Source organism: Frankia sp. CgMI4 (assembly GCF_001756285.1).
Lineage (GTDB): Bacteria > Actinomycetota > Actinomycetes > Frankiales > Frankiaceae > Frankia > Frankia casuarinae.
The window spans coordinates 126387-141096 of record NZ_MAQZ01000046.1 but is presented as its reverse complement, the minus strand read 5'-3'; the positions used below and the strand labels follow the sequence as shown (position 1 = coordinate 141096).

General features: G+C 70.9%; 11 protein-coding genes. 5 read left to right on the top strand and 6 right to left on the bottom strand.

Features of this window, described 5'->3' with window-relative positions:
* Both Manayef4_RS05195 and Manayef4_RS05190 read left to right on the top strand, forming a co-directional pair.
* Positions 1–2331, top strand: a 2331-nt coding sequence (locus Manayef4_RS05195; protein WP_139140011.1) for a condensation domain-containing protein, incomplete at its 5' end; no start/stop codon positions are given.
* A 3-nt stretch (positions 2332–2334) separates the two neighbouring features.
* Positions 2335–3174, top strand: coding sequence for an alpha/beta hydrolase (locus Manayef4_RS05190; RefSeq protein WP_070130819.1), 840 nt, complete (start codon positions 2335–2337; stop codon positions 3172–3174).
* An 82-nt stretch (positions 3175–3256) separates the two neighbouring features.
* On the opposite strand, the gene Manayef4_RS05185 is transcribed toward Manayef4_RS05190, so the two are convergent.
* From Manayef4_RS05185 to Manayef4_RS05175, 3 genes are all read right to left on the bottom strand, one after another.
* Complete coding sequence (locus Manayef4_RS05185; RefSeq protein WP_070130818.1) at positions 3257–4573, bottom strand: ABC transporter permease; 1317 nt, start codon at positions 4571–4573, stop codon at positions 3257–3259.
* Between the two features lie 52 nt (positions 4574–4625).
* Positions 4626–5309 carry an ABC transporter ATP-binding protein gene (locus Manayef4_RS05180; protein WP_011436859.1) on the bottom strand — a complete coding sequence of 228 codons (684 nt, stop codon included), beginning with the start codon at positions 5307–5309 and terminating at the stop codon, positions 4626–4628.
* A 111-nt stretch (positions 5310–5420) separates the two neighbouring features.
* Positions 5421–7088 (bottom strand): ABC transporter permease, encoded by a 1668-nt coding sequence (locus Manayef4_RS05175; RefSeq protein WP_139140010.1) that lies wholly within the window; start codon positions 7086–7088, stop codon positions 5421–5423.
* A 455-nt stretch (positions 7089–7543) separates the two neighbouring features.
* Here Manayef4_RS05175 and Manayef4_RS05170 point away from each other — a divergent pair, with 455 nt between their 5' ends.
* Together Manayef4_RS05170 and Manayef4_RS05165 are read left to right on the top strand one after the other, a co-directional pair.
* Positions 7544–8965 carry a HAMP domain-containing sensor histidine kinase gene (locus Manayef4_RS05170; RefSeq protein ID WP_070130816.1) on the top strand — a complete coding sequence of 474 codons (1422 nt, stop codon included), beginning with the start codon at positions 7544–7546 and terminating at the stop codon, positions 8963–8965.
* Positions 8962–9627 (top strand): response regulator transcription factor, encoded by a 666-nt coding sequence (locus tag Manayef4_RS05165; RefSeq protein WP_011436856.1) that lies wholly within the window; start codon positions 8962–8964, stop codon positions 9625–9627. The genes Manayef4_RS05170 and Manayef4_RS05165 overlap by 4 nt, the downstream gene beginning before the upstream one ends.
* 192 nt (positions 9628–9819) lie before the next feature.
* Here Manayef4_RS05165 and Manayef4_RS05160 read toward each other — a convergent pair whose 3' ends face one another.
* Both Manayef4_RS05160 and Manayef4_RS05155 read right to left on the bottom strand, forming a co-directional pair.
* On the bottom strand, positions 9820–11313 hold the full coding sequence (locus Manayef4_RS05160) for a hypothetical protein (RefSeq protein WP_070130815.1): 1494 nt from the start codon (positions 11311–11313) through the stop codon (positions 9820–9822).
* Positions 11310–12239 carry a hypothetical protein gene (locus Manayef4_RS05155; protein WP_254665468.1) on the bottom strand — a complete coding sequence of 310 codons (930 nt, stop codon included), beginning with the start codon at positions 12237–12239 and terminating at the stop codon, positions 11310–11312. The genes Manayef4_RS05160 and Manayef4_RS05155 overlap by 4 nt, the downstream gene beginning before the upstream one ends.
* Before the next feature lie 315 nt (positions 12240–12554).
* Here Manayef4_RS05155 and Manayef4_RS05150 point away from each other — a divergent pair, with 315 nt between their 5' ends.
* Positions 12555–13613, top strand: coding sequence for a methyltransferase domain-containing protein (locus tag Manayef4_RS05150; RefSeq protein WP_070130813.1), 1059 nt, complete (start codon positions 12555–12557; stop codon positions 13611–13613).
* Positions 13614–13807: 194 nt separating this feature from the next.
* Here Manayef4_RS05150 and Manayef4_RS05145 read toward each other — a convergent pair whose 3' ends face one another.
* Complete coding sequence (locus Manayef4_RS05145) at positions 13808–14650, bottom strand: DUF4097 family beta strand repeat-containing protein (RefSeq protein WP_011436847.1); 843 nt, start codon at positions 14648–14650, stop codon at positions 13808–13810.
* Positions 14651–14710: the final 60 nt, after the last annotated feature.

Here is a 14710-nt window from a genome sequence, read left to right as displayed (position 1 = left end):
GTCACGCACATCGCGTTGGACCGGGAGCGGGTGGTGGCGGGGACGGGCAGTGTGGTGGGTGGCCCGTTGCCGGGTGTCCGGACGTATGTGTTGGACGAGTTCCTGCGGCCGGTGCCTCCCGGGGTGGTCGGTGAGCTTTATGTGGCGGGTGCCGGGCTGGCCCGTGGCTATCTCAATCGTCCCGCGTTGACCGGGGAGCGGTTCGTGGCCTGCCCGTTCGGGGGGTCGGGGGAGCGCATGTACCGCACGGGTGACCTGGCCCGGTGGACCGGCGATGGTGGGCTGGTGTTCGCSGGGCGGGCGGATGCGCAGGTGAAGATCCGTGGTTTCCGGATCGAGCCCGGCGAGATCGAGGCCGTGCTGTCCGGGCATCCCGCCGTCGACCAGGTCGCCGTCGTGATGCGTGAGGACCAGCCCGGCCACMGGCACCTCGTGGCCTATCTCGCCGGGACCGCCGGGACCGCCGGAACCGCCGGGGACGGCTCGGACCTCCGGGACTTCGCGGCCGGGCTGTTGCCGGACTACATGGTTCCTTCCGCGGTAGTGCTGCTGGACGCGTTGCCGTTGACGGTCAACGGCAAGCTGGACCGGGACGCGCTGCCGGCTCCCGACTTCGCGGGCCTGGCCGGTGGCCGGGAGCCCCGGACGCCCGTCGAGGAGGCGCTGTGCGCGCTGTTCGCCGAGCTGCTGCACCTGGAGTACGTCGGGGCCGACGACAGCTTCTTCGACCTCGGCGGCGACTCGATCATGTCGATGCAGCTGGTGGCCCGGGCCCGCCGTGCGGGCATGGTGATCACGCCCAGGCAGGTGTTCGAGGACAAGACGCCCGCCCGCCTCGCGCTGGTGGCGGAGAGCAGGCCCGCCGGACCGGCGGTCGACGACCTGGCCGTCGGTGAGGTCCCGTTGATCCCGGTGATGCGTTGGGTGGCCGAGCGGACCGGGCTGCGCCGGTTCTCCCAGTCGGTGCTGACGATCGTGCCGGCTGGGCTGGGCGAGGGCCGGTTGGTCACGGCGGTCCAGGCTCTGGTGGACCGGCACGACGCGCTGCGGGCGCGGCTGGTGTGCCCCGGCCCGGACGTCGCCTCGTGGCGGCTGGACATTCCGCCGCCTGGTCTGGACGCCTCCTCGTCGGTGCACCGGGTGGACGCCGCCGGTCTGACCGGGCCCGAGCTGACCTCGCTGGTGGCCGCGGTGGGCCGGTCGGCGGCGCGGCGGCTCGATCCGGAGGCCGGGGTGATGCTGCAGGTGGTGTGGCTGGATCGGGGGCCGGATGCCCCCGGCCGGGTGCTGCTGGTGGCGCACCACCTGGTGGTCGACGGGGTGTCGTGGCGGGTGCTGCTGCCGGACCTGGCGGCGGCCTGTACGGGGGCTTCGCTGGAGCCGGTGGGCACCTCGTTCCGCCGGTGGGCGGGGCTGCTGGCCGGCTCGGCGGACGACCCGGCGCGGGTGGCGGAACTGCCTGGGTGGCAGCGGTTGCTGGCCGATCCCGAGCCGCCGCTGGGCGGGCGTCCCCTGGACCCCGCTCGCGACACGGTGTCGAGCGTACGGCGGGTGTCGGTCCCGGTGCCGCGTGACGTGACGGCGGCGCTGCTGACAACCGTACCCGCGGTGTTCCACGCCGGGATCGACGACGTGCTGCTGACAGGTCTGTCGCTGGCGGTGACCGAATGGCGCGGGGTGCCAGGCCCGGTGCTGGTGGATGTGGAGGGGCACGGGCGCGAGCCGCTGGCCGATGACGTGGATCTGTCGCGTACGGTCGGCTGGTTCACCAGCGTGCATCCCGTCCGGCTGGACCCGGGTCGGGTGGACTTCGCCGAGGTACGGGCGGGTGGCGATGCCGCGGGCGTGGTGATCAAGMGGGTGAAGGAGCAGGTGCGGGCGGTGYCGGGCGATGGCCTGGGCTTCGGCGTGCTGCGCTATCTCAACGTGGTCACGGGACCGGYGCTGGCCGCGCCACCGGTGCCGCAGATCGGGTTCAACTACCTGGGCCGGTTCACCACCTCGGCCAGGCAGGAGGAGTGGCAGCCGGTGGCGCTGGGCGGGGACATGCCCGAGCGGATGCCCGTCGCGCACGCGCTGGAGGCGGACGGGATCGTCGAAGACGGGCCCGACGGGCCCGRGCTCACCGTGTCGCTGTCGTGGCCTGCCGGTCTTCTCGAGCCGGACGCGGTGCGGGAGCTGACCGACGGGTGGGTGGCGATGCTGACCGGGCTGGCCGCTCAGGCGGGCCGCCCGGGGGCCGGCGGGCACAGCCCGTCCGRCTTTCCGCTGCTCAGCCTGGCCCAGCAGCAGCTTGAGGAGCTGGAAGCGGAAATCGCGATGGAGGACTAGCCGATGCCGGTGGCTCGGATCAACGGGATCAACCTGAGCTTCGATGACTACGGCGTGGGAGCGCCGGTCCTCCTGGTCACCGGGACGGGAGCCCCCGGGCGCGTCTGGCGGACCCACCAGGTGCCGGCGCTGCGAGCCGCGGGCTACCGCGTCATCACGATGGACAACCGGGGCATTCCGCCCTCCGACGCCGGGCCTGAGGGGTTCACGCTGGCCGACATGGTGGCCGACACCGCCGCCCTCATCGAGCATCTGGGCATCGAGGGCTGCCGGGTTGTGGGCTTCTCACTCGGCGCCATGATCGTGCAGGAGCTGCTCGTCGCCCGGCCCCGGTTGGTCGGGCAGGCCGTGCTGATGGCGACCCGCGGCAGGTCCGACGCGCTGGCCACCGCCATGTCCCTAGCCGAAATAGAGCTGTACGACAGCGGTGTCACGGTACCTGCGCGTTATGCGGCTTTCATGCATGCGCTGCAGAGCCTCTCGCCGCGTACGCTCAACGACGAACGGCAGATCAGGGACTGGCTCGACGTCTTCGAGGTCTCCGCGGTGACCCTCTCGGCGGCCCGCGGCCAACTGGGCCTGGAACTCATCCCCGACCGCCGGCCGGGCTTCGCGCATATCCAGTGCCCCTGTCTGGTGATCGGCTTCCAGGACGACCTGATAGTCCGTCCACCGCTGTGCCGCGAAGTCGCCGAGGCCATCCCGGGAGCCACCTACGAAGAAATTCCGGGCTGCGGCCACTACGGCTACCTGGAACGCCCCACCGAAGTGAACTCGGCCATTCTGGGCTTCTTTGCTCGGCAAACGACCGGCGCAGTGCCCGGTCAGGTCATCGTCACGTAGTGCCGCGGTAATCAACACGGCTGACCCGTTCCGTCATCGAGCCCCGGCCGCCGGTGATGGAGGTGCGTGGGAGCCTTGGCGTTCATTCGACCTCGGCCAGGGCGTGGGCCGGCCGCAGCCGGGTCGTGCGCCAGGCCGCGAGCGTGCCGGCGATCAGGGCCGCGGCGATGGCGATCAGGGCCGCCGCCGCGAGGGTGCTTGGCTCGGTGTGTGCGTTCAGGTGCACGGCGAGGTTGTGCGCGCCCGTGCCGGTGCCGACGGTGGCGGTCAGGGTCGGTGCGACCGCGTTGACAAGACCGATGCCGGCGTAGCCGACCGCTACTCCGAGCGCCGCGCCGGCGAGGCCGACCGTGCCGGACTCGGCCATGATCTGCGTGATGACGCGCCAGCTGGTCCAGCCGATCGCTTTCAGGGTTCCGAGTTCGCGCGTCCGCCGGGTTACGGAGGCGAGGGTGAACAGGCTGGCGGCGGCGACGGTGGCCAACAGCACGCCCACGGTGAGCCAGGTGCCRAGATCGTGCATGAGGGTGGTGGCGCTGGCGAGAGAGCCGTTGACCGCCTCGGCGAGGTCGCGTGAGCTGCTGAGGGTGGCCGAGGGCAGGAGCGCGGCGAGCTCGGTTTCGACCGCGCCGACGTCGGCCGCGGTGCTCGCCGAGACGTAGATCGTGCTTACCTTCCCCGCCAGCGGCTTCGAGTGCTGGCCGGCGGGCAGCCGCTGGGCGGCAGCGAGCGGGAGGTAGATGCTTGCCGCGCCGGTGGCCGTGGGTTGGGAGACGATCCCGACGACGGCGAACCGGGTCCCGGCAACGGTGATCGTCGATCCGACGCCAAGGTGGTGGGCGGCGGCGTACTGGGTGTCGATGACCGCGACGTCGCCGCGGCTGTCGGCCCGGGACAGGGAACGGCCCGAGCGAAGCGTGGCGGACGCGGCTGGCCCGAGGCCCAGGCGCGTGACGTCGATCCCGTCGATCCTCGTGCTGGTCGGGATGCCGCCCGAGCCGGTCGGCGGGAGGGTGATCTCGCTCAGGACCAACGAGTCCGCGACGCCGGCGACGTGCGCCAGCCCGGCGATGGCCCGCACCGTCGACGAATCCAGCACCGCCCCGCCGGCCACCGACAGGCCCGTGCTGCTCGCGCCGTCCGCGCTGCCGCTGCCGTCCGCGCTGCCGCTGCCGGTCGCGCCGGCGCGACGGTCGGCCGATGGTGTGGCGGTGACGGTGAGGTCGGTGCCGATCCCGTTCAGCGTGTGTAGCACCGCGGTCTGCGCGTCGTCGACCGCGGCGGCGGTAGCCGTCGTGGCGAGGACGAGCCCGACGCCGACGGCGAGCCCCGTGGCGACGAGCATCGCCTGACGCGACCGGTGCCGCAGTTCACGTCGAAGATAGGTCAGGACGAACATGAGGGCTCCGATCGTGCGTTCGCCGACCGGCGGCGTGCGTTTGACATGCCGGTCACCCGATCCGCGTACCGGTGATGTCCAGCTTGCCGTCGTGCATGACGGCAACACGTTCGGCGAGGGCCGCGACGGCGCTGTCGTGGGTGACGAGCACGAGCGTGAGCTGGTTGGCGGTCCAGATCTGTTCGAGCAGCGTGAGGATCTCGTCGCGGGTGTCGACGTCGAGGTTGCCGGTGGGCTCGTCGGCGAGCAGCACGCTGGGTTCCTTGACCAGGGCCCGGGCGATCCCCACGCGTTGTTGCTGGCCGCCGGACAGCTCGGAGGGCAGGTGTCCGGCTCGATCGGCCAGGCCCACGGCCGCCAGCGCTGCCGCCGCGCGTTCCCGGCGCTGGACGGCGGGGGTGCGCAGCGGAACGAGGGCGGCTTCGACGTTCTCGATCGCGGACAGGGTGGGGATGAGGTTGAACATCTGGAACACGAAGCCGACCCGGGCGGCACGGATCTCRGTGAGCTGTTTCTCGGACATCGTGGCCAGGTCCTGACCGTCGAGGTTGACGGTGCCGGTGCTGGGCCGGTCCATGCCGCCCAACAGCTGCAGCAGGGTGCTCTTGCCGCTGCCGGTGCGGCCCTGGATGGCGAGCCATTCGCCGTCGGCGATGGACAGGTTCAGGTCCCGCACCGCGGTGACGGTGCTGCCACGGGCGCGGAAGGTCTTGGAAACGCCGGTAAGGGTATACATCGGGTTCTCGATTCGATCTCGGGAAAGCTCGGTTCGACCTCGGGAAGGGCGGTAAGCGGGTGCGGGTGGCCGGGGCTGGTGTGCTGGTGTGCTGGTGTGCTGGTGGGCTGGTCAGGCGACGCGGACGAGGGCGTGGGCCGGGCGCAGCCGGGCGACGCGCCAGCTGCCGAGCGCGCCGGCGAGGACCGCGCCGACGATCGCGAGCACGACCGCGAGCAGGATCGTCGCGGCCCCGACGGTGGCGTGCAGGTGGACGCTGAGGGTGTGCACCCCGCCGGGCAGCGTCATCGTCTCGAGGCTGCCGTTCTTGATCAGCGCGCCCTGGGGTGGTGTCGAGCCGGGGTTCAGGGCGACGGCCGCGGTCAGCGTGGGGGCGATCGCGTCGATGACGGCGGCGCCGGCGAACCCGAGCCCGATTCCGACCGCGGCTCCGGCCAGGCCGGTCACGAGCGATTCGGCCATGATCTGGGCGATGATGCGCCGGGTATGCCACCCGAGTGCCTTGAGCGTGCCGAACTCGCGAACCCGCCGCCGCACCGCGGCGGTGGTCAGCAGGGCGRCCAGCGCGAATGCGGCGAGGAGCATCGCCACGGCCAGCCAGCGGCCGAGGTCGCGCGCGAGGTCGGCGGCGCTGGCCAGCGACCCGCTGACCCTGCTGGCCAGGTCCGACGAGCTGGTGACGGTGGCACTCGGGAGCAGCTTGGCGACCTCGTCGTGCACGGTGGGGATGTCGGCCGCGCCGGCGGCGGCCACGTAGATCGCGGTAAGCTTCCCGGCCAGGTCGGGCCGGGCGGAGGAGGCGAGTGCCCGGGCGCGGCCGAGCGGGATGAAGACGTCCTCCGGGTCGCTGGCGGCTGGTTGGCTGATGATGCCGATCACGGTGAAGCGGGTCTTGGCGATCACGATCGTCGAGCCCACCCCAAGGTTGTGCGCGGCCGCGTAACGCGCGTCGATCACGGCGCGGTCGGCGTCGGCGTCCGCGGTGGTGAAGGACCGGCCCGAGGTGAGCGTGCCGGAGGCGTACGGGCCGAGCTTGAGGTGCGCGACATCGACCCCGTCGATGCTGGTCGAGGTGAGGCTGGGTAGCCCGCCGGTGGACGGCGTCGGGCCGACGACCGTCTCACCCACGCTCAGGCCGCCCGCGACCTCGGCCACGCCGGACATCTTCGAGATCGGGGCYAGGGCTGAGGAATCCAGCAGCCCGAGGCCGGGCGGCAGCCGGAAGAACTCCTTGCCCGCGTCTCCGGACGTGACCAGGCCCTGATTCGAACCCGAACCGCTCGAACCCGAGCCGCTGGTGGCCGCCGTCGTCACCGAGATGTCGGTGCCCACCCCGTATAGCGAGTGGAGCACCGTGGTCTGCGCCCGGCTCACGCCCGTCGACGCCGCGGTCAGCGTGACCACCGCAGCGACCCCCACCGCCAGACCGACCGCGACGATCACTGTCTGCCGGGCCCGTCCCCRCAGGCCGCGCAGCAGGTAGGTCACGAAGAACCTGCTCGAGGATGTCGCCGGTGCGTGGGCCGGCCTGTGGGTGCCGAGCGCGGTCATGACCCGTTTCCGGACAGCGGGGGCAGGCTCGCCGACGAATGCCCGGACGGCGTGAACGGGGTACCCAGATCTGGCCGCGATCCACCACCCGGGGCCTGCTGTTGTTGCTGCTGCTGAACCTGACCCGGGTCGGGCGAGCTGGTAGCCGGCGAGCTGGTAGCCGGCGAGCTGGTAGCCGGCGAGCTGGTAGCCGACCCGGGATCGGGCGACGTCTTCGAGCCCTGGCACGCGGCGGCGCCGAGCAGGCACAGGGCAACCGCCGCGGCGCCGACCGTCCTGCGCGCCGCCGAAGACCGCCTGGTCGCTGCGGGCGTCGCTGCGGGCGTCGCGGGGTACCGGTCCGCGGCTCTGGTCTGTGGTGTGGTCTGCGGCATGGCCTGTGGTGTGGCCTGTGGTGTGTTGTTCATCTCGCTCACGTCCTCGTCAGGTGCGGGATCGGCGCTCGGTCCGATTCTCGGCTGCGTCCGGTTACTGGGACGTTGATATGACGGGGGCGGCAACACGGGGTCAACGTCAGCTGTTACCGCCCTGTTACCCGCGCGGGTGGGATCCTGGGAGGGCGGAAGGTCGCACCGAAGCCGGTTCCCGTTCGCATGCGCCAACAGGCGACGGTGGTTTCAGCGCACGGTGGTTTCAGCGCACGGTGGTTCCAGTGCGGGATCTGCGAGAGGTGGCAGCCAAGCGTGAGTGACCTGGCCGAGCGGGCGAGGACGGCTGCCGCGGCGTCCGGTACACCCGCCGAGCCGCCCGAGCCGGCTCGGCGGGCGGTGTCAGCCGCCGCTGCCGCCCCGCGTTCCAGCGGGCTGGTCGCCCGCCTCCGTCGGTGGCCGTGGGCGAGGCTGCTCCCGCGCACGGTCCGATTGCGCCTGACGCTGCTCTACGGCAGCTTGTTCGTCCTGTCCGGCGCCGCGCTGCTGGCGATCACGTATCTTCTGGTGCTGCACGTCACCGCCACCATCCAGATCACCACCACCCCGACCGGCATGCCGGAAACCCAGGGCGGCCCACTCAACGGGCAACCGGCCCCGCCACGGGCCTCGTCGGCGGTCGCCTCGCAGGTCCACCACAGCTACCTGCACCAGTTGCTCGTCGAGTCCGGGATCGCACTGGCGATCATGGCGGTTGTGTCGATCTGGCTCGGCTGGCTGGTGGCGGGCCGGGTGCTGCGCCCGTTGCGCACGATGACCGCGACCACCCTGCGGATCTCCCAGGAGAACCTGCACGAGCGCCTGGACCTACCCGGCCCGCAGGATGAACTCACCGACCTTGGTGACACCATAGACGGGCTGCTGGCCCGCCTGGAGACCGCGTTCGAGGCGCAGCGACGCTTCGTCGCCAATGCCTCCCACGAGCTGCGCACCCCGCTCACGATGATGCGGACCTCGCTCGATGTCGCCGAGGGCAAACCCCAGCCCGTGCCGCGGGAGGTCACCGTGCTCGCCGGCAAGCTTCGCGAGGGACTCGACCAGGCCGACCGGCTGATCGAGAATTTCCTCACCCTGGCGCGGGCCCATCAGGGGGCACCCGGCAATGATGCCGCCGTCTCGCTCACCGGCCTCGTCGTCGCCGCGCTGRCAGCCCGCGAACCTCACGCCGCCGAGCTGGGCGTGCACATCCACCGTCAGCTCGCGGCCGTCGAGATCATCGGAAACCCGACGCTGCTGCGGCGCCTGGTCGACAACCTCCTCGACAACGCCCTGCGCTACAACCATCCCGGCGGCTTCGTCCACGTCCAGGTCCAGGTCCGCTGCCACCCCGCCACCGGCGGCACGGATGACGCCAGGATTGCCCACCTGACGATCGAGAACGCCGGGCCGCCGCTCGACGACGCCGACGTCCAGCAGCTCGGGCAGCCGTTTCGCCGCCTGGCCGCCGACCGCACGACCGCCGGCAGCGTCGGGCTCGGGCTGTCGATCGTCGCCGCGATCGCCGCGGCCCATGACGGCGCTCTGCACCTGAGCGCCCGACCCGAGGGCGGTCTGCGGGCCGTCATCACCATGCCGCTCGTCGGCCGCGCTCCGGTGTCGGGGGTGCCGAGGGTGCCGAGGGTGCCGGGGGGTCGCGGTGAGGCCGGGGTCGCGGTGAGGCCCGGGGGGTCGCGGTGAGAGTGCTCGTCGTCGAGGACGTGCACCGCCTCGCCGACGACATCGCCGAAGGCCTCCGTGACCACGGCATGGCCGTCGATGTCAGCTACGACGGTCTCGACGCCGCCGCCAAACTCGATGTCAACCGCTACGACGTCGTGCTGCTCGACCGTGACCTCCCCGGCCTGAACGGTGACATGTTGTGCCGGATGATCATAGATTCCGAGGACCCGGCCATGGTTCTGATGCTCACCGCGGCCGACACCAGCGCCGATCGTGTCACCGGGCTGAGCCTCGGCGCGGACGACTACCTCCCCAAACCCTTCCACTTTCCCGAACTCGTCCTACGGGTGCGGGCACTGGCCCGGCGTCGGCCCACCGCGCAGCCACGCGTCCTCAAAGCCGGCGGTGTCGAACTCGACCCACTGCGCCACACCGCCATCCGTGACGGGCGGCGACTCGATCTCTCCGCCAAGGAATTCGCCGTACTGGAGGCACTGTTGCGCGCGATGCCGGCCCCGCTGAGTGCCGAGCGGCTGCTCGAACAGGTCTGGGACGAGTACGCGGACCCCTTCACCAAGACCGTCTCGGTCACCATTGGACGGCTGCGTCGCAAACTCGGCGACCCGCCCGTCATCGAGACGCTCGCGGGGGTCGGCTACCGGATCATCCCGGCCGACTGACCCGGCGGGGCGCACGTGGGCAATCTGGGTGGTCTTTCGCCGTCGTCTGCCGTGATGCCCTACCTGGCCAGATCGACGATGCCGTTCCGGTCCTCGCTGTCTCCCGATGACGTGGTCTCGAGACCCGGCCGGTGTGCCACCGGCCGGGTCGGGGAAACGTGGTGCGCGCTCGGTGTGGGTTACCAGTTCGGGTTACCAGTTCGGGTTGAGGATGAGCGGGGCGTCGGTGTCGGCCATCCACTGGTTGAATTCGTCGAGGGTGGTGAACAGCGGCTGGTTGGCGTGGTGGCAGGTAACGGTGGCAAGTTCGATGATTGCGGTGCTGGGATCGCTGGTGGTGAGCGTCGTCTGGACGTGGGCGAGGTCGGGTAGCGCGGCGCGGGTGACCTGAGTGCGCTGATCCTCGCCGAGAGTCATGGTCGCCTGGCCGATCAGCGCGGCCGTGGCCGCGGTGGTGACGGTCTCGGCTTCCAGGACCGCGAGTAGCTCGGGGCTGGCGCCGTCGGCGCGGGCCGCGACGATCGCGAGCTGGAGTCCTTGGATGATGATGGCGGCGGTGGCCTGCGCAACGACACCACCGACGAGGGCTCCGAGGACGGGGACGGGGACGACGGTCTGCCCGACCAGGCCGCCGGCCCACATCAGGCCGGTCCTGGCGGTCCCCGTCACGCTGCGGGCAGCGAACTCGCCGGGGTCGATGCGACCGCGGGCCAGGTCCAGGCCGGCGTCGGCGACGGCCCACACGGCGTCAGCCATGGCGGCGGGCACGGTACCGCTGCCCAGCGCCTTGGGCAGAAGACCGCTGCTGGCCGCRGTGCGGACGGAAGCGGAGATCGTGCCGATAGCACCGGAGCGGGCGGCGTTGCGGGCGGTGCCGCCAGCGACCGTGATGACTGCGGCGCCAGCGGAGGTCTCGCCGGCACGGATCCGGGCGGTCTCGCTGGCCGTGGTGACCATGGCGCCGACGAGCGCGCCTGCGGCGGCTCCAGCGAGGCTGGAGGTGGCGATGTCTCGCCCGGCTGCGGCGGCGATCTGGTGGTTGGCCCATCGGGCCGGGTTGTGGGCGGCGTCCTGCGTCTGCCGGTAGCTGATCGAATCGCTGTGCACCGACCCGTGCGTGAGCCGGTCGGTGCTGAAAGCCGCCGCGTCGGCGTAGCCCTCGAAGTAGATCCCCTCCTGGTTCATGCCCAGCCGCCGGTCGAGCAGGTCGTGGACGGCGTCGACCCGGTCTCCTGCGACCAGTCGCCCCATGCCCTGATATGCGGATCGCGAGATCTGGCGGGTCGTGTCCGACACCMGGTCGACGAGTTTGGCCTGCACCTCGGCGACCATCCGGCCACCGTCAGACAGCCGGATGTCGACCGGACCATTCTGCGGACCGCCCTGTGTCCATTCCAGGACCTGGGCGCGTACCGTCGAGCCCGCGCGGGCCGCGTGCCGGTTGAATCCGACCGCGTGCATCACCTCGAACAGGTGCCCGGCACGCTGCGGATTGCCATGGTTGGCATACCGCCGCGCCAGCTTGACGACAGTGTCGCGGCCGTTCAGTGTCTCGACCACCTCCGCCGCGGTCCGGCGGGTCTTCTGGTCGATGATCGACCAGACCGCGGCGTCCGCCCCACCGGGAAGCAGCCCGATATGCCTCTCGCGTCTGCCGTGAGGCAGGGCAGAATGAGAGGTGGTCACGCTGGCCGGGGCAGGGCGAGCAGCCGCTGCTTGGCGTTGAGAACGACCTGGCGAACCTGCACATCCACCGTTCCGTCCTCGCCGGCGATCGGCGTACTCATCACCGTCACCGCGGTCGAGGCGACCCCGACGAGCTGTGCCACCCGCTGCCGCTGCTCGATCGTGTAGGTCACATAGTCCGGGTTGGCGGTGACGAGCGTATCCAGCAGCGGCAGCCGGACGGTCATCGCGACGCGCAGGTCCTTGAGAATGTCCCGGACCTGCCGGCTGCGCCGACGCACGAGGGCCGCCTGCGCCTGCGCCCGTCCGAAGTCAGCCGCCGCCTCGGCGATCTGCGCCGCTGTCTCGCGCTGACCGGTGCGGGCCCTGCGCCCCTGCCACTCGAGCACCCCGCCCACAGCAATGACCACCGGCGCCGCCACGATGCCCGCCAGCACGGTCGTCCCGGCCGCGACCCCACCACCACCGGCGGCGATCGGCCCGCCGCCCAGCCAGGCCAACGTCGCGCTCGTCGCCGCAGCACCGGACAGCCCTGAAATCGCCGTCCMAGTGGAGGCCGTCGCCAAGGCCCCGACCGCCGCGAACGTCGCACCACCCGCCCCGGCGCCGGCCACCGCCCCAGCAGCCAGCGCCCCCAGTGACTGGACCACGCTGATCCGTAGCCGACGCAGTTCGACGTCCGGCAGCTCCCCGCCGACCAGCAGGTCGATCTCCGCGAGCTCAGCCAGATCGACGTTCTTCAGCCGACTGAACACCTCCTGGAACGGCACCAGCGCCACGTCATACAGCTCAGCACGGGCCCGCTGCTGAGCCTCTGTCTCGGCAGCCATTCGCCCGGCCAGCAGCCGACAGCGAGCTTCGAGCTGCTCGTACGAACGCTTGTTGTCTTTCGCAAGCTTGACCGCATCAACAATGGCGACGCCCACGGGCCCCCCGAATACCCAGCCACGTTCCAGCGCCCGCCACGATATCGCAGCCCAACAGGCATACCGACCACGGCGCTGCCTGTGGCTTCGGTGGTTACAGGGCCAGCAGGTGATGGGCATCGTGCCTCGGCTGCGTCTGCTCCGGTGAGATTATGGCGGCTGGTAGATCCCGAGGGGGGAGASGCAGTTCGGCGTGGGGAAGCACTCGAAGCCGGTGGCCTGTCCTGGGTGTTCCGGTGATGGGACGGTCGAAGTTGTCAACGACGGGACGAAGGAGAAGAAAACCTGTCAGCTATGCAAGGGCACCGGGAAGGCATGAGCGGGCGGGTGGTGAACCGGGAGGACTTCATCCCGGATGAGGTCTGGGTGACCGGTGATGACGGATTCTTCCTGGTTCCGCTCCGTCGAAGCGAAGATCCGGAAGGGTGGTTGGCGCTGGTCCGTAGCGATCAGGCGATCACCACCCAGGTAGACGATGGTAGGGACAAGTACGACGGTAAGGGGATCATCCCGACCAGTTCGTGTAGTGMGCGGTGGGTGGTCGACCGGATGCTTGATCTCCTCGGCGTGCGCCCGGGAATGCGCGTGCTGGAGATCGGGACAGGTACCGGCTACAACGCTGCGCTTCTCGCGGTGCAGGCCGGTTCCGGTCAGGTGACCAGCATGGAAGTCGACCCGATGATAGCCGGACAGGCACGGGCGGCGTTGGACCGGACCGGCCATCCCGTGCGGGTGATCGCAGGGGATGGGACCGCRGGCTATCCGGCGGGCGCACCGTACGACCGTGTGATCGCAACAGCGTCAGTGTCGGTGGTCCCCTGTTCGTGGGTGGAGCAGACCCGGCCCGGGGGGCGGATCGTGTTCCCGTTCGCCGGTACCTTCGACGGGGCGTTGGCGGTTCTGGTCGTCGATGACGATGGTGTGGCCCGCGGCCGGTTCCACGATGAGGCCGGGTTCATGCGGCTACGGAACCAGCGRCGCGACCCGCATGTGTGGTGGCTGGGTGAGGACGACGCGGACGTCAGGCCCACCCGCCGGTATCTCCGCGAGCCTTTCGATGATGCGGCGACCGGGTTCGCGGTCGGYTTGTGGCTGCCGGGCTGCACGACCGGGGACATCGACGAAGGCGGCCCCGCGAACACCCTGTTGCTGTCTCACAGCCCGTCGCAGTCCTGGGCATCGCTGACCGCAGGCCTGGACGAGCACGAGATCACCCAGTACGGGCCGCGTCGACTCTGGGACGAGCTGGAGACGGCCTACGACTGGTGGATGWACTCCGGCCGGCCCTCCCGCGATCGGTTCGGGCTCACTGTGACTCCCGACGGGCAAACCTTCTGGCTCGACAACCCGGACCACGCCATCCTTCTCCGCTGAGCCGGACACGGGAGGGCGGAACGCTCCGACAGGCCGACCTGCCGGCGGCCRAAGGCCGCCCTTGAGGGGGTGCAGGTGGCACGCCGCTGGCGGCCCGACGCACCATGCCCGCTGACCTGACCGACGCCCGGGTCAGCGGCTACGGCGCCATCGAGCGGAAGGCGTAGCCGGGCCGGCTCGCGCTTCGGGAACGGTCAGGCACGGTGGATCARGATGTCGCCGTCGCCGCTACGGGCGCGCACCTCGACGGTCTCGTCGGTGGGCGCGGGGGCGTGGATGGCGGTCAGTTCGCTGTGCACACCGCCGCGTCCCGAGCGGACGTCCAGCAGGGCGGCGGTACCTTTCCGTACTCCCACTTCGAGCCGGCCGGAACCGGATACGAGCGCGACTGTGCCGCGCACCACTTCGCCGATCCGCACGCTGCCCGAGGCGGTCCTGGCCTCGACGCCCGCCAGCGCGCGGTCGACGGTGATGGCACCGGAGGCAGTGATCAGCCGTGCGTCTCCCGTCACCTCACCGATGGTGACGCCCCCGTTGGCCGTCTTGACTACCGCCGAGCCGTCGATCTCGCGGATCCGGATCATGCCGTTCGAGGTCTTGATCTCGGCGTGCCCGGTCGTGCGGCCCACGGACACGTTCCCGTCGGCGGTCCCCAGCCGGAGCCTGCCGGTCTGGTCAAGGTCAATGTCGCCGGTGGCGGTGTGGAAGCTGGAATCGCCCAGGCGGCCCGTGCTCTGGATGTTGGTCATCGAGCTCGCCTCGACCCGCGAACCGGTGGGCAGCTCGACTGTCACGGTGACGGAGCCGTCCGACCCGAACAGCGAGCGGGCCGTCTTCCTGGGCGCTCTGAGGTGAAGCTTGCCTTTGTCATATTCGATGCGGGTCTCCCGCGCCGTCCGCACGTCGGTGTCGTGCGACGGGTCGCTCGGGCGTACCTCCACGACCGTGTCGGCGCGGTCGCTCGCGTTGATCCGGACGTGGCCGGTCCCGAGTTCGATGACGGCGAGGATCGGTTCGGGGGTGCGAAAAGTCGGCATGATGATCTCCTTGTAACGTCGTCAGCCTGGACATGGCTTGCCCGGACGCGGTGAACGCCG

Bases quoted from the DNA above. Each gene is read 5' to 3' on its own strand.
- Manayef4_RS05190 (WP_070130819.1), top strand. From the start codon at position 2,335: ATGCCGGTGGCTCGGATCAACGGGATCAACCTGAGCTTCGATGACTAC.